We start from the raw sequence: 19,212 nt of genomic DNA on the forward strand, positions 1-19,212 counted from the left end.
GTCGTCCTTACATCGGGCAAAAGATGGAAGACCCAGCGATGGAAGATTCCGACGAATTGCTGCTCCCGGTCTGGCGCGCGAATCTCGTGCTGCTCACGCGCGAGGTTGGCGCGGCGACTCGCCTCGCACGCATGATGACGTTTTCCGCGAGCTACCTGAAGTTGATGTTGTCCGGCCAGCGCGAGTTCAGCGAGGAGTTCGTGCGCGGCATAGAAGCGGTGACCGGCTTGCCGAACGGCTGGATGAACACGCCGCATACCGAAGACGAGATTCCCGCCAACGCGCGCGCCGCAATCGACAACGAGGAGCCGCTCGCGCGCTTTCGCGGCACCGCGCACCCGGTGCGAAAAAAGACCGTGCTGCGGCCGCCGGAGCCGATTTTCGGCCAGACCTCGCCGGCTAAACGCATTGAGGATGAAACGCTGGACGCCGAAGCGCATCGGCGTCAGGCGTATTTTCGCAAGGTCCGCGAGCTTGCGGTGCAGGAAGTGCGGCGCTTTGAGCGGCATCTCGCGCATGCGCCGGTCGAACTGACGTCGTTGCGATCGAGAGTGGAAGATGTGATCGCCGCCGCTGCCGATCTCGACGATCCGGTTCAGGCCGATCTTGCCGGGCGGCTCGAACAGATCGAAAAGCATCGTCATTTGCTGCTGCGGCATGTGGAGAGCTTGCAGGCTTTGCTTGGGCAACTGAGCGAGGGCGACTGATGCGCGTTCCGCTATACAGCAGCCTCACGTGGGCGCGACGCGGCAAAGAGTGCTCATGACCTGTCGCATGAACTGCGTGCGCATGGCCGCCGCGCTCGCATTGTGGGCGGCAGCGTCGGCCGCTTTTGCCGCGCCTATGCCGGGCGCGGCCTCCGTTCCATCCGCCGACGACCGCGCGCCGTACACGACGGAGAGCGACATTCATCTCTTCACGATCCAGAAAGACGGTTCCATCGAAGAACACGACGACAGCGTGTTGCGCGCGAACACCACGAGCGGCGTCGACGACATCGCGCAACGTTATGTGTGGTTCAACAAGGATATCGAGCACGTGCAACTGCTCGCCGCCGAAACTATCGACCCGGATGGCGCGACGCACGCAGTCGGTCCGGAGGCGATCCGCGACATTCAGGAGCCGCGCTCGGCGGGCGCGCCGAGCTTTCAGGACGGCGTGTTGCGCACGGTGATTTTTCCGGGCGTAGAGCCGGGCTCGCGCGTGCATCTGGCGTTTCGCAAAACCCGCGCAAAGCCCTTGCAGGCAGGCACCTTCGCGTACCTCGTGGAGCCCACCCGCGAGCCTGTGGAAGATCAGCGCCTGATTTTCGATCTTCCCGCCGACGTGCCGCTTTATGCCGACGCGCGTGGCTATACGGCACAGCCGCCGGTCACCGCGAACGGCCGCACACGTTATGAATTCCGCTACCGGCATGGGCCGTATGCGCGGCTCGAAGCGGGCGCGGTCGGCTACGCGAACTGGGGCGATCGTCTGATGATCTCGACGGTGCCCGACTTCGCGAGCTTCGCCGCACGCTACCGCGGGCCCGCGACCGACGCCACCTTCGACGACCCGGCCATCGTGCGGCTCGCGCAGTCGCTCACCGCGCGAGCCGCCGATCCGCGCGAGAAGGCGCGGATCCTGTATGACTGGATGCGGATGAACATCCGCTACGTGGCGCTTTTCCTCGGCGAGACCGCGGCGATTCCACACAAGGCCGCCGACATCCTGCGCAATCGTTATGGCGACTGCAAGGACCACGTCGCGCTGTACGGCGCGTTGCTCGCCGCCGTCGGCATTCGCAGCGAGGCCGTGCTGCTCAATCTCGGGCCGTACTACAGCTTGCCGGAAGTGCCCGGCTATGGCGCGAGCGCAATCAATCACGCAATTGTCTGGATTCCTGAACTGTCGCTGTACGCGGACACGACCGCGGGCGGCGTCGGCTTCGGCTATCTGCCGGCGGCTGTCATGGACCGGCCGGTGCTGCTGGTCGGCGCGGGCGTGCTGTCGCGCACGCCCGCCACGCAGGAACGCGAGCGCACGGCCCGCGTGCAGATCGACGTCGATGAAAACGGCACGGCGGATTACGCGTATCGGGTGGAAGACGCGGGCTTCACTGCCGAGATCGAGCGCAATATCTTTCGACGCGCATCGCGCCAGCGCACGCAGCAGATCGCCGGCAATCGTCTGTTGCAAACGGGCCTGCATGGCAGCGCGCAATTGCAGACGGGCGACGTGGCCGCGACCGACGGGCCGTTCGCGACATCGATGCAGGGCAGGCTCGAGCATTTCGTCTGGACGGACGGCACCACCGCCGTGCCGACGCTGACGAGCTTCTCCGGCGGCATGGGCTCGCAGGTGCAGGCATGGCTTGCCGAGCCCGTGCGCACGCAGCCGTGGGCATGCATCGGCGGCCAGTTCGACGAGACGCTGGAAATCACACTGCCGCGCTTTGCGAAGCTAACGGACATGCCCGCCGATACCGACGTGCAGAACCGCTACATGACGTTCTCGTCGCGCTATGTTTTCGATCCGGCGGCGCGTGTACTGCAGATCAGGCGCCAGCTTCGCGCCGCCTTCGGACACCAGATGTGCTCCGCACAGGAGTTCGCCGCGATGCACGACGACCTCGTGCGGATCGAGCGCGACCTCGACGCGCAAATCGTCGTCAAGGCCGCAAGGCTGCGTGCGGGTGCAAGTGCGAGCTAGCCGCTGAGCGCGGCGTCAGGAGACGGGAGAGAGCAATACCGCACGACGCGCCGCCCACCGGCACCGCGCGCCGCGCTAACGAGCCAGTAGTAGCAGCGAATGCTACCGCTCGCCTTGCTGGCGCAGCACTTCTTCGCGCAGACGCAGCAGCGGCGCTTTGGTTTCCTCGTCGGCCCAGGTGTCGAGATCGTCGATTGCGCGCTGGCAGCCGTCGAGCACGAGGTCGAGGTCCACCGGCACGCCGTTGTTCAGCGCGAACTCTATGGTCTCTGCAAATTGCTGGCACTCGTCCTCGCCATACGAAATGTCGAGGTTGTCCGCGATTACTTCGGCGATGTTGCTGCGCGCCTTGTCGTCGGGCGTCACCATGTCGATGATGCCGCGTGCCACCGCGGGAGAGTAGTAGAGCGCGATATCGAGCCACTGCGCGGGGTCGAAATCGGGCTGGTCGAACTGGTTCTCGAAGAACTCGATGGCTTCCTGTTCGTGCACCTCGTCGGCGTCGACGCTCATGCACAACTGCTCAAAATACTCTTCCCGCTCGCTGCGGATATAACCGTCCATCGATGCCTCGTCTGCTGAATGCCGGATGCCTGAGAAAGTGGCCGCGCGAGGCGGTTGCCTTGCGCGCGGCACGCATTATAGGACGGCCGCCCGGCGCGCAAGGTTCCATACTGCGTGACGACGGCAGCGCTGCCGGCCGCGGGGACGAGGGCCGACGAGGGCCGACGACGGCCGGCGAGGGACCACAAGCGCGCCGATGACGCGCCTAAAGGCCACAGAGACGGACCGGCTACGCAGTCTCCGCCACCCACGCGTCGAACCATTCGCGCGGTTGCGCGATTTCGTTTTGCGCGGCGACCAGCTCCAGCTCGTAGCGCCCGGCTTGCCACGTCGTCTTGACGACCGCGTTGACGGCGGCGAGCGTATGTTCGAAGGCGGCGCGAATCGTATCGCCGAGCAGCGTGCGCGCGACGAACACGGCGCTCGTCAGATCGCCCACGCCGACCGGCTGGCGCGCGAACGGATAGAGCGGGCGCTGGCCCATCCACGCCTCGCGCTCGGTAACGACCAGCATGTTGAAGCGATCCGCGGGACTGTTACGATCGAGCAGATGTTTGACCAGCACGAGCTTCGGTCCGCGCGCGATGATTTCGCGGCAGGCGGTAACGGCTTCCTCCAGCGTTTCGATGTCGCGGCCGACGAGCCGCTGCAACTCGGTGTGGTTCGGCGCCATCGCGTCGGCCATTTCCGGCATGGTGTTGACGAGAAACTCCTGGATGCCCGGCTCGACCTTGCGGCCGCTCGTAGCGCCCATTACCGGGTCGCAGAAGTACCAGGCGCGCGGGTTCGCGGCCTTCACGGCCTTGACGATTTCGAGTACCGACTGCGCCTGCTCGGGCGTGCCGAGGTAGCCCGACAGCACCGCGTCGCAGCGCGGCAGCATGCCGATTGCGCCGATGCCCTCGGCGAGTTCCTCCATCTGCCTCGCGTTGATCGCGGTGCCGGTCCAGTGGCCGTACTGCGTGTGATTCGAGAACTGCACAGTGTTGAGCGGCCACACGTTCACGCCAAGCCGACGCATCGGGAACACGGCCGCGCTATTGCCCGCGTGCCCGAAAACGACATGTGACTGAATGCTCAAAACGTTCTTTGTCATGGTATGGCTCGCGCAGACGGACGTGCGCGATCACTGAAAACGGGAGGGATGCGCGGCGACGGTGCACAGGCATAAGCTGGATACCTCGCGCGCGAGTCTGCTTCACACGATGCAAGAACAATGCACGGTCTGCATCGTGAGGAAACAATACATGAGTTTGCCGCAAGGCAGTTGATCCGTCCCCGCGCTGTTGCGCCGAACCATCACCGGGAAGGGATCAGGCCAGCTCGCGATAGAGCGCCAGATAGCGGTCCGCCGACGCGCCCCAGCCGAAGTCCTGGCGCATCGCGCGCCGCTGCGCCGCTTTCCATTCGGTGCGCCGGCCATGCAGCGCAAACGCGCGGCGAATGGCGGCCGTCAGGCCGCGCGGCGTGAAGCCCTCGAAGACGAAGCCGGTGGCGAGATCCTCCGCGAGATTTTCAAGCGAGGCGTCCACCACCGTGTCCGCAAGACCGCCCACGCAATGCACGAGCGGCAGCGAACCGTAGGCAAGCGCGTACAGCTGCGTGAGGCCGCACGGCTCGAAGCGCGACGGCACGGCAATCACGTCGCTGCCCGCAATGATCGTATGCGCGAGCTTTTCGTCGAAGCCCAGTTCCACCGCGACCGACTCCGGATGCGTCTGCGCGGCCCGCTTCAGGCCGTTTTCGAGCGCGGGGTCGCCGGTGCCGAACACCACCAGTTGACCGCCGCGCTTGACGATCTCCGGCACGGTTTCGAGCAGCAGATCGAGGCCCTTCTGCTCGGTGAGGCGGCTCACTACGCCGAAAAGCAGCGCATCGCTTTTCTGCGCGAGACCGAAGCGTTTTTGCAACGCCTCCTTGCAGGCGAGCTTGCCGGCGAGCCTCGTCGCGGTATAGCGCTGCTCGAGGAGCGCGTCGCTGGCCGGGTTCCACACCGTGTAGTCGACGCCGTTCAGAATGCCGCTCAGGTCGTGCGCGCGGCTGCGCAAAAGACCGTCAAGCCCGCCGCCTTGCGCGAGCGTCTGGATTTCGCGCGCGTACGTCGGGCTGACGGTCGTAATGCGATCGCTGTAATAGAGCCCAGCCTTCAGAAACGACAGTTGTCCGTAGAATTCGACGCCCTGCATGGCGAAGAAGTCGTCCGGCAAACCCAGCTGGCCGAACTGATGCGCCGGAAACACGCCCTGGTACGCGAGGTTGTGCACGGTAAAGACACTGCGCGCGGGCGCGCGGCCATGCTGCCGCTCGGCCGCTTTCAGATAGGCGGCCGCGAGCCCGGCATGCCAGTCGTGCGCGTGGACGATTTGCGGCGACCACGCCGGATCGAGCTGCTGCGCGAGTTGCGCGGCGACCCAGCCGAGCAGCGCGAAACGCTGCGCGTTGTCGCCGTAGGGCACGAGTTCGTCGTTCAGGTAGGGATTGCCGGGCCGGTCATACAGCGTGGCCGCGCGAATCATGTAGACGATAAGCCCGTTCGACGGCAGCGTGCCCTGTTCCAGCGTGACGCCTGGCGCATCGAAACGGCGGCCGAGTTGCGCGACCGGACGCACGTCGCGCAGGCCGGCGGCCACCGCCGGAAAACCGGGCAGCAGCACGCGGACGTCGGCGCCGCGCTCGACCAGCGCGGCCGGCAGCGCGCCCGCGACGTCGGCGAGACCGCCTGTTTTCAGGAGGGGATACAGCTCGCTGGCGACGTGCAGGGCGCGAATCGTCATAGGCTCGGTCTCGTTCCTTTGAATGCTGTCGACGGTCGACGGTGGAAGCTCGCAAGGCGCGAGCGCGTAGTTACTTCACATCCTGTTGCAGCGACTCGGGCGTGACCAGCACGACGCCGTCGTCGGTACGATAGAAACGCTCGGCGTCGCGCACCGGATCTTCGCCGATCACGGTTCCGTCGGGAATCGAGCAGCCCCGGTCCACGACCACTTTCTGCAGGCGGCAGCTCGCGCCGACGGTGACCTGCGGCAACAAGACTGCCTCATTGATGTTACAGAACGAACTCACCTTGACGTTCGACGACAACACCGAGCGCGAGATCTGCGAGCCGGAGATCACACAGCCGCCGCACACGATCAGATTGTTGCCCGAGCCTTGCAGCCCCTTCAGATCGCGCACGAACTTGGCGGGCGGCAGTTGTTCCTGGTAAGTCCAGATCGGCCAGCTGCGGTCGTAGAGGTCGAGCGTCGGAATCGTGGAAGCGAGGTCGAGATTGGCGGCCCAATAGGCGTCGATGGTGCCGACGTCGCGCCAGTACGGCTCGACGTTCGGGTCCGACGACACGCACGACATGCTGAACGGATGCGCGATCGCGGTACCTTGCGTGACGACGCGCGGCAGGATGTCCTTGCCGAAGTCGTGATCGGTATCCACGCTGGAGATGTTCTCCTCGAGCAGCGCATACAGATAGTCGGCGTTGAACACGTAGATGCCCATGCTCGCGAGCGCGGTGTCCGGGCGGCCCGGAATGGACGGAGGGTCGGCCGGTTTTTCGACGAAGCCGGTGACGCGGCGGTTTTCGTCGACGGCCATTACACCAAAGGCGACCGCGTCCATGCGCGGCACCTCGATGCAGCCGACCGTGCAATCGGCGCCGCTCTCCGCGTGATCCGCGATCATGCGCGTGTAGTCCATCTTGTAGATGTGGTCGCCCGCCAGCACGACCACATACTTTGGCCGGATCGAACGGATGATGTCGAGGTTCTGGAACACCGCGTCGGCGGTGCCGCGGTACCAGTGCGCGCCTTCCACGCGCTGTTGCGCCGGCCAGAGGTCGATGAATTCGCCGAACTCGCCGCGCAGGAAACCCCAGCCGCGCTGCAGATGACGCAATAACGAATGCGCCTTGTACTGCGTGACGACGGCGATGCGGCGGATGCCCGAGTTCAGGCAATTGGACAGCGCGAAATCGATGATGCGGAATTTGCCGCCGAAATGGACGGCCGGTTTGACACGCTTGTTGGTGAGCGGGCCGAGCCTGGTGCCGCGTCCGCCAGCAAGCACGATGGCGAGGGTGGTGCGTTGCAGATCGTTCAGCCGTGCCGGAGTATCCATGTTTGTCTCCTTCGGTTTTATCGTGGTGCCCTGCAATGGGTGCTGATTTGCTTCCCCGATGGTGCTGGTCGACCGCTTCTGCATTGAGTCGCGTTGCCGGGCCGCTGCGCTGGCGAGTCCGTCCCGTAGTTCTAGCACTGAATCGGCTCGCGCGGGCGACGTTTCTCGTGCGCTGGCCGCCCTTTGCTGATGCTGCGCTCAACTGCGTACGATCGGCCCGCGCGCGGCCGCGCTCCGTGCGCCACGACACATAGCGCGTGTGCTTGGGCGCGCAATATGCGTGCCACCGGCTGCGTGACCGGGCGGGCCGCGCCGCGCGGGTGGGCGGGATTGCGCGCGCCGCTGCGCGGTCGCGCTGGGAATCGTAGAATCGTCCGCGACCGGGCGGCATGCCGGCGCCTCGCTTGCAGCGGGCTTTCAAGGCATTGCTTGCAGTTGCCATCCGCCTTCTTTCTCTGCTCTTTTTGCATACCATGCCGATCAGCTTTCGCCGTCTTTCATCGCTTGCCGCATTGAGCGCGGCCGCGTTCTGCACCTCGCCGTTCGCGGTTCATAGCGCGTCCGCCGCTTCCCTGGGCGCGCCGCAAACGGACTTGCCGGTTGCATCGTCGGCCGCTTCGGCTAGCGCGGTGTCCGGCGCGGCCTACGGTCCGGAATTGCAGGGCTTCACCTATCCCGCGCCAGTCGGGCAATACGAGTTCACCTCGCAAGGCGTGGCGCTGCACATGGCCTACATGGACGTCAAACCGGCGCACGCGAACGGCCGCACGGCGGTGCTTCTGCACGGCAAGAATTTTTGTGCGGCGACATGGGAGGGGACCATTCGTCGCTTGAGCGAAGCGGGCTATCGCGTGATCGCGCCCGACCAGATCGGCTTTTGCAAGTCGAGCAAGCCCGAGCGCTATCAGTACAGTTTTCAGCAGCTGGCGCGCAATACCCATGCGCTGCTGGAGTCGCTCGGCGTGAAGGACGCGACAATCATCGGCCATTCGACCGGCGGCATGCTCGCCGTGCGTTATGCGCTGATGTATCCGCGCGAGACGCAGCAACTGGTGCTCGTCAATCCGATCGGGCTCGAGGACTGGAAGGCAAAGGGCGTGCCGTCGCTATCCGTGGACGACTGGTATCAGCGCGAGTTGAAGACCAGCGCCGACGGCATTCGCCGCTATGAGCAGTCCACCTATTACGCCGGCCAGTGGCGCCCGGATTACGAACCGTGGGTGCAGATGCTCGCGGGCATGTACCGTGGGCCGGGCAAGCAGATCGTCGCGTGGAATTCGGCGCTGCTCTACGACATGATCTACACGCAGCCGGTCGTCTACGAGTTCGGCCAGCTGAGCATGCCCACGCTGCTGCTGATCGGTCAGAAGGACACCACAGCGATCGGCAAGGACGCAGCGTCGCCCGAGGTGCGCGCGAAGATCGGCCACTATCCGGAGCTCGGCAAGGCCGCGGCCCAGGCGATCCCGCATGCGACGCTGGTTGAATTCGCCAATCTCGGTCATGCACCGCAGATGCAGGACCCCGATGCATTCCATAAGGCGCTGCTCGACGGAATGGCGGCGGTGCAGGGCACTCGCTGAATTCGCGAAACGCGAAAAGGCTCGGGCAGTCCCGAACCGATGCACGAAAAAAGGCGGCGCCTGACAGGCGCCGCCTTTTTCTTCACTTCGTGCCGGCGCTTTACTTCGCGCCGGCCAGTTCCTCGCGAATTTCCGCGCCGATTTCGAACGAGCGCAGCCGCGCCTTATGATCGTAAATCTGCGCGGTGAGCATCAATTCGTCCGCGTTGGTTTGCTCGATGATGGACTTCAGACTTTCGCGCACCGCATCGCGATCGCCAATCGCGCTGCACGCGAGCGAATGGGCAACCGAATTCAGTTCCATTTCCGATGCCGAAAGCCGCTCCACCGGCGGCTGCAATTGCCCCGGCGTGCCGCGCCGCAGGTTGATGAACTGCTGCTGAAGCGACGTGAAGAGACGCTGCGCTTCCTCCTGAGTGTCGGCTGCGAAGAGATTCACGCCGACCATTGCGTAGGGCTTCTCGAGCGTTTCCGAAGGACGGAACTGCGCGCGATAAACCTGCAACGCCGTCAGCATGTAATCCGGCGCAAAGTGCGACGCGAACGCAAACGGCAAGCCGAGCGCCGCCGCGAGCTGCGCGCTGAAAAGCGACGAGCCGAGCAGCCAGAGCGGCACGTGCAAGCCCGCGCCGGGCACGGCGCGCACACGCTGACCGGCGGCCGGGTCCGCGAAATAACGCTGCAATTCGACGACGTCGTCGGGAAAAGAGTCCGCGCTGTTTTGCAGATCGCGGCGCAGCGCGCGGGCCGTGGTTTGATCCGTGCCGGGCGCGCGCCCCAGGCCCAGGTCGATGCGGCCAGGATAAAGCGACTCCAGCGTGCCGAACTGTTCTGCGATTACAAGCGGCGCGTGGTTCGGCAGCATGACGCCGCCGGAACCGACGCGGATCGTCTTCGTGCCGCCCGCCACATAGCCGATCACGACCGAGGTGGCCGCGCTCGCAATGCCGGTCATGTTGTGATGCTCGGCGAGCCAGAAGCGGCGGTAGTTCCACCGTTCCGCGTGCTGCGCGAGATCGAGCGTGTTCCTGAAGGCATCCGCCGGCGTTGCGCCCGCGATGACAGGCGAGAGGTCGAGGACCGAGAAGGGGATCATTGTCTGTTCGTTTGCTGTTTCTGGCGCTTTCACGCGATGCGGCATTCTCGCAAAGCTTCCGGCTTTCTGCTGGCGACGCGGAGATGTCCACGTTTGCGGAAGGGTTTGTGCGGGTTTGGTTGCATGATCGTCCATGTCAGCCGCTGCGGCAGAACAGAAAAACCAGCCGCGAGCCGCAGCGGCGCGTCCCGCGTTACATGCAAATCCGATATAGATATGGCCGATCAATATTTAACAAGCGCATGACGCACTGCTACCGTGAAGGCCTCGAAAAGCGCGCTGCATGCACCTTGCAGCTTGCAGCGCCGTCGCCCCGCCGGGCCGCAACCATTCACGGAGGCATTCGCGTGTCCATCGAATTCATCGGCATGATCCAGACTCGCAAGGTATCGGAAACCCACGCGCCGCAAGGGCCGGTTATCGATATCGGCTACGTCGAGCAGTTCGCTCGCGCGCATGAGGCGGCGGGTTTCGACCGCATTCTCGTGCCGCATCATTCCACGAGCCCCGACGCGCTGTTGACCGTCGCGCGCGCGGCGAGCGTGACGGGCAGAGTGCACTTCATGCTCGCGCATCGTCCGGGCTTTGTTGCGCCCACGCTCGCCGCGCGGCAACTGGCCACGCTCGATCACTACTCGGGCGGCCGTCTTGCGGTGCACATCATTTCGGGCGGCGACGACGCGGAGCAGCGCCGCGACGGCGACTTTCTCTCGCACGACGAACGCTACGCGCGCACCGACGAATATCTGCAGATCGTGCGGCGCATCTGGACCGAAGCCAGGCCGTTCGATCATCACGGCAACTACTATCGCTTTGAACAGGGCTTTTCCGAAGTGAAACCCGTGCAGCAGCCGTATATTCCTGTGTATTTCGGCGGCGCTTCGGCGCCCGCGCTTGCAATTGCCGGACGTCATGCGGATGTCTACGCGCTGTGGGGCGAATCGAAGGCGCAAGTGCGCGAGCAGGTGGCGCGCGTGCGCGCCGAGGCCGCGAAACACGGGCGGAACGTGCGCTTCTCGGTGTCGTTCCGGCCGATTCTCGCCGCGACGGAAGCCGCGGCATGGCAGCGCGCCGAGCGCATCCTCGCTGAAACGAGGCGGCTGCGCGCGGCGCAAGGACTCGGCGTGGGCGGCCCCGCGCAGAGCGAGGGCGCACGGCGGCTGCTCGCGGCATCGGGCGAATCGGATCGCGCGGACGAACGCCTGTGGACCGGCATCGCGAAGGAAACAGGCGGACGTTCCAATTCGACAGCGCTCGTCGGCACGCCCGAACAGGTCGCCGATACGCTCGCCGAGTACTACGCGCTAGGCGTGACGACGTTTCTCGTGCGCGGCTTCGATCCGCTCGAAGACGCAATCGACTATGGCCGCGAACTGATTCCCGCGACGCGCGAACGCATCGCGCGCCTGGCGCAGACGGGCAGCGTTCCCGATGCCCAGACCGTGGCCGCCTGAACGGGGCTCGATCAGAGATATTCCTACCTTCCATAGCCATGTCAATGTTGCACTGCTTTGGACAGTGACCTGCAAGCCAGCGCGCGCTGACAGTGCATGACATGCGCGAGATTCGCGAGATTCGCGAGATTCGCGGGGTTCGCCAGATTCGCGAACCTCGCGCGCTCCGATCTTTCGAACTATTCTCTCCAGGGTTACCGATGACCCATACTCTGCGGTCAGACCGGCTGCGCGCGTTCGTTGGCCGGATCGCGTCGCTCGTCGACGACAAAATGCCCGAAGCGGCGCTGCTGGATGCGGGCAGCGCCGCGCTGCGCGAGCTGATTGCCCAGGACGACTGGTTGCCCGACGCGTTCGCGCAACCGCACCCCGAGCGCTACCAGCAATTCCTGCTGCATGCGGATTCGCGCCAGCGCTTTTCGATCGTCAGTTTCGTGTGGGGACCGGGCCAGGCCACGCCGGCGCACGACCACACTGTATGGGGTTTGATCGGCGTGTTGCGTGGCGCGGAAATTGCGCAGCGTTATCGTGTCACGGCGCAGGGCGTGGTTGTCGAAGAGGGCGCTCCCGAGCGTCTTGCCGCAGGCGCCGTGGATGCGGTGTCGCCGCGCATCGGCGACATTCATCGCGTGAGCAATGCATTTGGTGACCGTACGTCGATCAGCATTCACGTGTACGGTGGGAATATTGGCGCCGTGAGCCGTTCGGTGTATCCCGGCGGTGCGGCCCGCAAAACGTTTGTGTCCGGCTACTCGAACGACGTGTTGCCGAACATCTGGAATGTGTCGAAGGAGTCCCCGATCCCATGACTTTCGTGAAAGATTTTCGTACCCGGTCTTATGCAGACGTGCGCCGCGCACTGCTCGAACGCGAGGAAATTGCGTTCGTCGATGTGCGCGAGGAAGACCCGCACGCGCGCAGTCATCCGCTTTTTGCCGCGAATCTGCCGCTATCGCGGCTCGAACTGGACGCGCCGGTTCGCCTGCCGCGCCGCGATGTGCCGATCGTCGTGCTCGACGACGGTGAAGGACTTGCCGGGCGCGCCGCCGAGCGCTTCGAAAGCCTCGGCTACACGGACATCGCGTTGCTCGAAGGCGGCTTGCAGGGTTGGCGCAACGCCGGCGGCGAATTGTTCCAGGACGTCAATGTGCCGAGCAAGGCGTTTGGAGAACTGGTGGAAAGCGTGCGCCATACGCCGTCGCTGCCGGCGCAGCAGGTGCAGGCGCTGCTCGATCGCGAAGAAAACGTGGTTGTGCTCGACGCGCGCCGTTACGACGAGTATCAGACCATGAACATTCCCGGCAGCATCAGCGTGCCGGGTGCCGAACTCGTGCTGCGCGCGCGTGAGCTCGCGCCGGATCCCGCCACGCGGATCATCGTCAATTGCGCGGGACGCACGCGCAGCATCATCGGCGCGCAGTCGCTGATCAACGCGGGGCTGCCCAACCCGGTTGCCGCGCTGCGCAACGGCACCATCGGCTGGACGCTCGCGGGGCAGCCGCTCGCGCATGGCAGTTCGCGCCGGCCCAGCCCTGTTATCGACGACGCGCTTCGTCTCGTCGCGGCCGACGGCGCCCGCTCGGTCGCGGATCGCGCGAAAGTGGGCCGCACGTCGCGCGACGAAGCGCGCCGCTGGGCTGACGAAGCGGTGCGCACCGTCTATCGTTTCGACGTACGCACGCCCGAGGAATACGAAGCGGGCCACGTGCCGGGCTTTCGGTCCGCGCCCGGCGGCCAGCTCGTGCAGGAAACGGAGATGTTCGCGCCGGTGCGCGGCGCGCGCGTGATTCTCGCGGACAGCGACGGCGTGCGCGCGAACATGACCGCCTCATGGCTCGCGCAGATGAACGTCGAGGTCTACGTGGTGGACGGTTTGACTGCCGCCGACTTCGCGGAAAAAGGCGCCGCTCCCGCCGCGCGCTCTGCGCCGCAGCCGCCCGACGCGGATGAAATCGCGCCCGCCGAACTCGCCGCGCTGCTCCAGTCGCCGGGCACGGTGGTGCTCGATTTCACGAGCAGCGCGAAGTATGTGAAGCGCCACATTGCGGGCGCGTGGTTCGTGATCCGCAGCCAGCTCCAGACGGCGCTGCATAAGCTGCCGGACGCGCGCCGCTATGTGCTCACGTGCGGCAGCAGTCTGCTCGCGCGCTTCGCCGCGCCGGAAGTGGCGGCGCTGACCGGCAAGCCGGTTCAGGTGCTGACGGGCGGCACGGCGGCGTGGATCGAAGCGGGCCTGCCGGTGGAAAGCGGCGAGACGCGGATGGCGTCGCCGCGCATCGACCGTTACCGGCGTCCTTATGAGGGCACTGACAACGCGCGCGAGGCGATGAACGCCTATCTGGAGTGGGAGTATGGGCTCGTCGCTCAACTCGCTCGCGATGGCACGCACGGATTTCATGTGATCTGAGGCGGGTTGCGGGCCGTTTGCCTTTGGAGGGCGTGCAACGCGCGACGCCAAGGCCAACCCCAGAGCGAGGAATGGTCCCTGACACGCCCCGCGGCGGGTCTCAAGCAGCGCTCTTCAACCCGCGCTTTTCAAAACGCGCGCTGCTGACCTCCTTGAACTGCCGTGCGATCGCCGCACCGAACCGCTCCGCCGGCTGCTGCAATTTGCCGAGCACGCGCGGCTGCACGAGCCAGATGTCGATGAGCGGCTTGAAGTCGCTGATCGACACCACGTCGAGCATCTCGGCATAGGCGCTTGGGGCGAGCAGCGGCAGGGGCACGAGCCCAAGGCCGTGGCCGTCCGCGACAAGCTGCAACTGCAGTTCGGTGCCGAGCGTTTCAAGATTCAGCTTGAGCGCGAGACCGAGACCCGTCAGCGCGCGCTGCAGGCCGTCGCGGAATCCGCAGCCGTCCGGATTCAACACCCAACCCATCGACTGACACTCGGCGAGCGTGTGAGCGCGCTTTCGGAGCAGACCCTTGCGCGCGACCACCACGAGTTTGATGCGGCCGAGCGAGCGCGCCGACAGCGCGTCGTCGAAGGTCTTGTTGGCGGGCAGCAGCATCGCGGCGACGTCCAGCTCGCCGTCTTCCAGCTGTTCGAGCAACTGGCTGCCCCAGCCGGTGGAGACGCGCGTCTGCAAATCGGGGTAGGCGCCTTTGACCGAGCGCAGCGCTTCGCCAAGCGCAATATCGGCGATGGTCTGCGCGACGCCCACGCGCAGCGTGCCGACGGGTGGCGTGTCCGTCGCGACGATTTCGCGCAGCACGTCCAGTTCGCGCTGGATCACCCGGCATTGTTCATACACGATGCGCCCGGTCGCCGTCGCCTTGAGCGGGCGTGTGTTGCGGTCGAGCAGTTCGACGCCGAGCGCTTCCTCGAAATTCTGCAGACGGCGCGTGATGGCCGGTTGCGTGAGCCCGAGCGAGAGCGCCGCCTGCTGCAGCGACTGACAGCGAATGACCGTGACGTAAGCGTCGATTTCGTCGATCTTCATGATGCGCAATGAGGTGGTTCGTGCGCCCGATGATACCCGCGTCGCTCTTGCGGCGAGCCTGGAGGCCAACAAAAATTCGCATATTTGCTTAGAAGAATAATGCGTTTGTCTTATACAGGGCACTCGCTTATCGTCGCTGAACTTCGCTGAAAACTCACTCGCACGCCATTGCCATGATGCCTTTCCGCTCGTATTTTGCGATCTTCTCCGTCTTGCCGCGCGGGCTCATCAAGCCGCTTGCCGCCGCAGCGCTTGCGATTCCGGCAGTGTTCTGCGCCACGCCCGCCAATGCCGCGGATCTCCCTGTGCTCAGGGTCGGGGACCAGTCGTTGCAGACGCGCGGCATTCTCGAAGCCTCCGGCCAGTTGAAGAACCTGCCGTACAGGATCGAATGGTTCAATTTTCCGGCGGCGCAGCCGCTTGGCGAAGCGCTGAATGCGGGCGCCGTGGATGTGGGCGGCCTTGGAGATGCGCCGCTCATATTCGCGCTGGCCGCCGGCGCGCGCGTGCGGGCGGTGGCCGCCACGCGCTCCAACCCGCGCGATCTCGCGATTGTGGTCGGCCCGCATTCGCCGCTCGCGGATGTCGCGAGTCTGAAGGGCAAACGCCTGGCGACGACGCGCGGCTCGATTGGCCACTACCTCGCGCTCGCGGCACTGAAAAAGGCTAATCTCGCGGCGAGCGACGTCACGTTCGTGTTCCTCGCGCCCGCCGATGCCAAGGCTGCGCTCGCCTCCGGCAGCGTCGACGCGTGGTCGGTGTGGGACCCGTACACGGCGCTCGGCGAATCGCGCGATCACGACCGCATCATCGCGAACGGCGTCGGTTTGTCGGAAGGGCTCAGCTATCAGGTCGCGACCGAGACCGCGATTGCCGGCAAACGCGCGCAACTGGCGGACTTTCTGCGGCGCGTGGCGATCGGTCAGCGCTGGGCGCTCACCCATCCGGACGAGGTCGCGGCAATGCAATCGCGTGTGACGGGCTTGCCGACCGACGTGTTGAAGACGGTCTATCAGCGCGGCCAGGTGCATCCGGTTGCCATCGACGATACTGTCATAGCCGCGCAGCAGCGCACCGCCGACACGTACGAAGCGGCCAACGTGATTCGCACGCATCTGGACGTGCGCACAAGTTTCGACCGCAGCTTCCCGTTGCCCTGAATGCGCGCAACGTCGCGCTGCGAAATCCTCTGCAAATTCGGTGTAAACGCGCTCTCGTCTAAAGCCGCCGATCCCGTTAGATTAAGCTCACTTGGAAGGCTTTCTGAGGGGACCAGGGCGACCAGACAAGCAGCGGTTCGCCACTTCCGGCGATGGCGCAAGGTGAACGGCCAAGGTCGTTCATCGCCGCGCCGGGACCGGACCGCTGCGCGTCGTCCCGCCTGCCTTCTTGCTCAGGGTGGCTTTAGTCCTCGGGCTCGTGTCTTCCTTCTCCGGCGTACTGACCGTACCTGCCGTCACGACAGCTTCAATGCCCCCGGCATGGGCGACGCTTTGCACCGCGTCGCCTTTTTGCTTTCTGTTGCGTCTGTTGCTGTTTGCAATAAATCTCGCGCAGAGAGCCTGATCGTCGAAAAAACGCTTTACGTGCCGCGTTTTCCGCATGCGAGCCCGGGCATGATCACGTTCTGGCCGGCCGCGCACGCGCTCGCGGTTTTTGCATTGCGCGGTTATCCTGTAGCGCGCCCCGAGGAAAGCCCGGCGGGGAATCACTACACGACCGGTGCGGGCACTCGCGCCCGCACTGCTACAGGAAATTCGCTGTGAGCCTGAAACTGCCTATTGTCGCCATGCTGGCCGCGTGCCTCGCGCTCACCGCGTGCGACGACCAACAAAGCGAGCGCGCCGTGCAAAAAATCAAGGACCTGTTCAACGCCGTGAAGCCCGACGCATTGCTGCTCAAGGACATGACGCCGGGCGTGACGACCGAAGCGCAGATCCGCGAGCAGATGGGCAAGCCCGAAACCGAACGCACCTATACGGACGGCTCGAAGCGCTTTGAGTATCCACGTGGTCCGCAAGGTTTGAATACGTACATGGTCGACATTGACCGTGACGGTAAACTGCAATCCATCACGCAGGTGTTGACCGCGGCGAATTTCGGCAAGATACGCATCGGCATGAGCGAGGACGAAGTGCGGCGGCTGCTCGGCAAACCGGGCGAAGTCGCGGTGTTTCCGCTCAAGCCAGAGACGGTGTGGAGCTGGAAGTGGCGCGAAGGCGGCGTGACGGAGGAAGGCATTTTCAACGTGCATTTCGACCAGAATCACAAGGTGTACACGACATCGCGTTCGGACGTCGTGCGCGGGCGCTAGAAGCAAAGAGAACAGAAAGACGGGGGCATCATGATACGTCGACGTCGATACAGCCGTATCGGACTGGTACTGGGTGGCGGCGCGGCGCGCGGCTGGGCGCATATCGGTGCGATTCGCGCGCTGCACGACGCGGGCATCAAGCCCGACGTGGTCTGCGGTACATCGATCGGCGCGCTGGTCGGCGCGGTCTACGCGAACGGCGACCTCGACTGGCTCGAGGAGTGGGTCTCGCGGCTCACGTGGCAGACGGTGGTGCGCCTGCTCGACTTGCGGCTGTCGGGCGGCTTGCTCGGCGGGCGCAAGGTGATCCAGCTATTCGCCGACAAATTCAACGGCCGGTCCATCGCTCAACTCAACATGCCGTTCGCGGCGGTCGCCACCGAACTCGACTCGGGACGCGAAAGCTGGCTGCAGGACGGCAGCGTGGTTGACGCGGTGCGTGCGTCGATTGCGATTCCCGGCATTTTCACGCCGGTGTGGCACAACGGCGTGTGGCTCGTCGACGGCGGCCTGAGCAATCCGGTGCCCGTCTCGGTCGCGCGCGGCATGCGCGCGGACTGCGTGATCGCCGTCGACCTCAATAACGACATTCTCAACGGACGCGATTTCGGGGGCGCGGTGGTGGATACGCCCGCGATCGATCCGAACGCGCCGCCGCCAGTTTCGCTGCGCCGTAACGGCAAGCCGTGGCCGCGCTGGCTCGCGCCCGCCGAGGAGCGCGTCACCGACGACGTGCGCGTGCCGCCCGCGCCCAGCGCCCGCGTGCCTTCGATGCTGAGCTCCATCGCGCAAAGCATCGACATCATGCAGGTGCGGATCACGCGCAGCCGTCTGGCGGGCGAGCCTGCGGACATCCTGATCCAGCCGCGCCTGGGCGGCATGGGGATTTTCGATTTTCATCGCGCGGCGCCGGCCATCGAGGAAGGGCGCGCGGCGGTCGAATATATGCTGCCGGCTATTCGCGCGCGGCTTGGTATCGAGTAGCGGCGCGCCGTATCTATCGCAAAAGCGACCTCAAACTTGCGAAAACGCTGCGGCGCCTCCCGGGCACACTTCACGTGAACAACGCCAGTGCCCCACAGAGTCGGGCATGACAAGGCTCAGCATGCCTCGCGCGTCGCTTGCTGCGACGCAGCAAAGCGCGCGCCCGCCTTTGAGAATTTAATTTTCGCTTGCGAGACTCCGCGCCATGCCTGATGAGTCGGGGTGGCACGAGCCGACTGCATCCACGGCAATGTTCAAACGAACCTGGATGGAGACACGCGTGGTGCTATACGGCTTTGGTCCGGTGTTGCTGGCCGGCACGATCCAGACAGTCGAACTGTCGGTCCTGTCGCTCGCGGCCGCCGTGCTGCTCGGGCTCGCGGGCGCGGCGGCGAAACTCTCCCTCAACCGGCCGATGCGCGCGCTCGCCACCGGCTATACGACGTTGATCCGCTCGGTGCCCGACCTCGTTCTGATGCTGCTGCTTTTCTACAGCATCCAGATCGCGGTCAACAATCTGACGGACGCATTCGATCTGCCGCAATTCGACATCGATCCATTCGTGGCCGGTGTGCTGACGCTCGGCTTCATTTACGGTGCGTACTTCACCGAGACGTTTCGCGGCGCGTTTCTCGCCGTGCCGCGCGGCCAGCTCGAAGCGGGTAGTGCATACGGCATGAGCGGCGCCCGCGTATTCGCGCGCATTCTTTTCCCGCAGATGATGCGTTTCGCGCTGCCCGGCATCGGCAACAACTGGCAGGTGCTCGTCAAAGCGACGGCGCTGGTGTCGATCATCGGTCTCGCGGACGTGGTCAAGGCCGCGCAGGACGCGGGCAAGAGCACCTTCAACATGTTCTTCTTCATTCTGATCGCGGCGCTGATCTATCTCGCGCTGACCACTGTCTCGAACCTCGCGCTGATCTGGCTGGAACGCCGCTATTCGATCGGCGTACGGCACGCGGAGCTCTAGGAC

Annotated in this window: 16 protein-coding genes; 10 read left to right on the plus strand and 6 right to left on the minus strand. The window is 65.0% G+C overall.

All coding sequences use genetic code 11. The features are described 5' to 3' along the window. The first annotated feature begins 38 nt into the window (after nucleotides 1-38). Both A3AC_RS0108710 and A3AC_RS0108715 read left to right on the plus strand, forming a co-directional pair. A complete protein-coding gene (locus A3AC_RS0108710; protein ID WP_025598391.1) occupies nucleotides 39-707 on the plus strand; it encodes a hypothetical protein in 669 nt (222 codons plus the stop codon). Between the two features lie 55 nt (nucleotides 708-762). Further along, nucleotides 763-2,691, plus strand: coding sequence for a DUF3857 domain-containing transglutaminase family protein (locus A3AC_RS0108715; protein WP_025598392.1), 1,929 nt, complete (start codon nucleotides 763-765; stop codon nucleotides 2,689-2,691). A 102-nt stretch (nucleotides 2,692-2,793) separates the two neighbouring features. On the opposite strand, the gene A3AC_RS0108720 is transcribed toward A3AC_RS0108715, so the two are convergent. From A3AC_RS0108720 to glgC, 4 genes are all read right to left on the minus strand, one after another. Next, nucleotides 2,794-3,255, minus strand: coding sequence for a hypothetical protein (locus tag A3AC_RS0108720; protein ID WP_013339733.1), 462 nt, complete (start codon nucleotides 3,253-3,255; stop codon nucleotides 2,794-2,796). Between the two features lie 229 nt (nucleotides 3,256-3,484). Beyond that, nucleotides 3,485-4,351: a pyridoxal kinase PdxY gene (gene pdxY, locus A3AC_RS0108725; RefSeq protein ID WP_025598394.1), complete on the minus strand. Its 867-nt coding sequence runs from the start codon at nucleotides 4,349-4,351 to the stop codon at nucleotides 3,485-3,487. Nucleotides 4,352-4,568: 217 nt separating this feature from the next. After that, a complete protein-coding gene (gene glgA / locus A3AC_RS0108730; protein ID WP_025598395.1) occupies nucleotides 4,569-6,029 on the minus strand; it encodes a glycogen synthase GlgA in 1,461 nt (486 codons plus the stop codon). Nucleotides 6,030-6,099: 70 nt separating this feature from the next. Continuing rightward, nucleotides 6,100-7,365 (minus strand): glucose-1-phosphate adenylyltransferase, encoded by a 1,266-nt coding sequence (gene glgC, locus A3AC_RS0108735; RefSeq protein WP_025598396.1) that lies wholly within the window; start codon nucleotides 7,363-7,365, stop codon nucleotides 6,100-6,102. A gap of 473 nt (nucleotides 7,366-7,838) precedes the next feature. On the opposite strand from glgC, the gene A3AC_RS0108740 reads away from it, so the two are divergent. Then, entirely contained in the window at nucleotides 7,839-8,948 is a 1,110-nt protein-coding gene (locus A3AC_RS0108740; protein ID WP_025598397.1) for an alpha/beta fold hydrolase, read from the plus strand. Nucleotides 8,949-9,048: 100 nt separating this feature from the next. Here A3AC_RS0108740 and A3AC_RS0108745 read toward each other — a convergent pair whose 3' ends face one another. After that, complete coding sequence (locus tag A3AC_RS0108745) at nucleotides 9,049-10,044, minus strand: LLM class flavin-dependent oxidoreductase (protein WP_025598398.1); 996 nt, start codon at nucleotides 10,042-10,044, stop codon at nucleotides 9,049-9,051. 347 nt (nucleotides 10,045-10,391) lie between these two features. Here A3AC_RS0108745 and A3AC_RS0108750 point away from each other — a divergent pair, with 347 nt between their 5' ends. From A3AC_RS0108750 to A3AC_RS0108760, 3 genes are all read left to right on the plus strand, one after another. Continuing rightward, on the plus strand, nucleotides 10,392-11,498 hold the full coding sequence (locus tag A3AC_RS0108750; protein WP_025598399.1) for an LLM class flavin-dependent oxidoreductase: 1,107 nt from the start codon (nucleotides 10,392-10,394) through the stop codon (nucleotides 11,496-11,498). Nucleotides 11,499-11,698: 200 nt separating this feature from the next. After that, a complete protein-coding gene (locus tag A3AC_RS0108755) occupies nucleotides 11,699-12,307 on the plus strand; it encodes a cysteine dioxygenase (RefSeq protein ID WP_025598400.1) in 609 nt (202 codons plus the stop codon). After that, a complete protein-coding gene (locus A3AC_RS0108760; RefSeq protein ID WP_025598401.1) occupies nucleotides 12,304-13,905 on the plus strand; it encodes a rhodanese-related sulfurtransferase in 1,602 nt (533 codons plus the stop codon). The genes A3AC_RS0108755 and A3AC_RS0108760 overlap by 4 nt, the downstream gene beginning before the upstream one ends. 100 nt (nucleotides 13,906-14,005) lie before the next feature. Here A3AC_RS0108760 and A3AC_RS0108765 read toward each other — a convergent pair whose 3' ends face one another. Further along, complete coding sequence (locus A3AC_RS0108765; RefSeq protein ID WP_025598402.1) at nucleotides 14,006-14,941, minus strand: LysR family transcriptional regulator; 936 nt, start codon at nucleotides 14,939-14,941, stop codon at nucleotides 14,006-14,008. A gap of 173 nt (nucleotides 14,942-15,114) precedes the next feature. On the opposite strand from A3AC_RS0108765, the gene A3AC_RS0108770 reads away from it, so the two are divergent. The 4 genes from A3AC_RS0108770 (at nucleotide 15,115) to A3AC_RS0108790 (ending at nucleotide 19,209) form a co-directional block, all read left to right on the plus strand. Then, nucleotides 15,115-16,101, plus strand: a complete 987-nt coding sequence (locus A3AC_RS0108770; RefSeq protein ID WP_025598403.1) for an ABC transporter substrate-binding protein — start codon at nucleotides 15,115-15,117, stop codon at nucleotides 16,099-16,101. A 602-nt stretch (nucleotides 16,102-16,703) separates the two neighbouring features. After that, entirely contained in the window at nucleotides 16,704-17,255 is a 552-nt protein-coding gene (gene bamE / locus A3AC_RS0108780) for an outer membrane protein assembly factor BamE domain-containing protein (protein ID WP_025598405.1), read from the plus strand. A 30-nt stretch (nucleotides 17,256-17,285) separates the two neighbouring features. Continuing rightward, a complete protein-coding gene (locus A3AC_RS0108785; RefSeq protein WP_025598406.1) occupies nucleotides 17,286-18,239 on the plus strand; it encodes a patatin-like phospholipase family protein in 954 nt (317 codons plus the stop codon). A 280-nt stretch (nucleotides 18,240-18,519) separates the two neighbouring features. Continuing rightward, nucleotides 18,520-19,209: an ABC transporter permease gene (locus A3AC_RS0108790; RefSeq protein WP_025598407.1), complete on the plus strand. Its 690-nt coding sequence runs from the start codon at nucleotides 18,520-18,522 to the stop codon at nucleotides 19,207-19,209. Nucleotides 19,210-19,212: the final 3 nt, after the last annotated feature.

Source organism: Burkholderia sp. WSM2230, from assembly GCF_000472445.1.
In the GTDB taxonomy this organism is placed as follows: domain Bacteria; phylum Pseudomonadota; class Gammaproteobacteria; order Burkholderiales; family Burkholderiaceae; genus Paraburkholderia.

Coding starts and splice junctions, on each gene's coding strand:
- glgA (WP_025598395.1), bottom strand. CDS start 6,029: ATGACGATTCGCGCCCTGCACGTCGCCAGCGAGCTGTATCCCCTCCTG.
- A3AC_RS0108710 (WP_025598391.1), top strand. CDS start 39: ATGGAAGATTCCGACGAATTGCTGCTCCCGGTCTGGCGCGCGAATCTC.
- A3AC_RS0108755 (WP_025598400.1), top strand. CDS start 11,699: ATGACCCATACTCTGCGGTCAGACCGGCTGCGCGCGTTCGTTGGCCGG.
- A3AC_RS0108745 (WP_025598398.1), bottom strand. CDS start 10,044: ATGATCCCCTTCTCGGTCCTCGACCTCTCGCCTGTCATCGCGGGCGCA.
- A3AC_RS0108720 (WP_013339733.1), bottom strand. CDS start 3,255: ATGGACGGTTATATCCGCAGCGAGCGGGAAGAGTATTTTGAGCAGTTG.
- A3AC_RS0108715 (WP_025598392.1), top strand. CDS start 763: ATGACCTGTCGCATGAACTGCGTGCGCATGGCCGCCGCGCTCGCATTG.
- pdxY (WP_025598394.1), bottom strand. CDS start 4,351: ATGACAAAGAACGTTTTGAGCATTCAGTCACATGTCGTTTTCGGGCAC.
- A3AC_RS0108740 (WP_025598397.1), top strand. CDS start 7,839: ATGCCGATCAGCTTTCGCCGTCTTTCATCGCTTGCCGCATTGAGCGCG.
- glgC (WP_025598396.1), bottom strand. CDS start 7,365: ATGGATACTCCGGCACGGCTGAACGATCTGCAACGCACCACCCTCGCC.
- A3AC_RS0108785 (WP_025598406.1), top strand. CDS start 17,286: ATGATACGTCGACGTCGATACAGCCGTATCGGACTGGTACTGGGTGGC.
- A3AC_RS0108760 (WP_025598401.1), top strand. CDS start 12,304: ATGACTTTCGTGAAAGATTTTCGTACCCGGTCTTATGCAGACGTGCGC.
- A3AC_RS0108770 (WP_025598403.1), top strand. CDS start 15,115: ATGATGCCTTTCCGCTCGTATTTTGCGATCTTCTCCGTCTTGCCGCGC.
- A3AC_RS0108765 (WP_025598402.1), bottom strand. CDS start 14,941: ATGAAGATCGACGAAATCGACGCTTACGTCACGGTCATTCGCTGTCAG.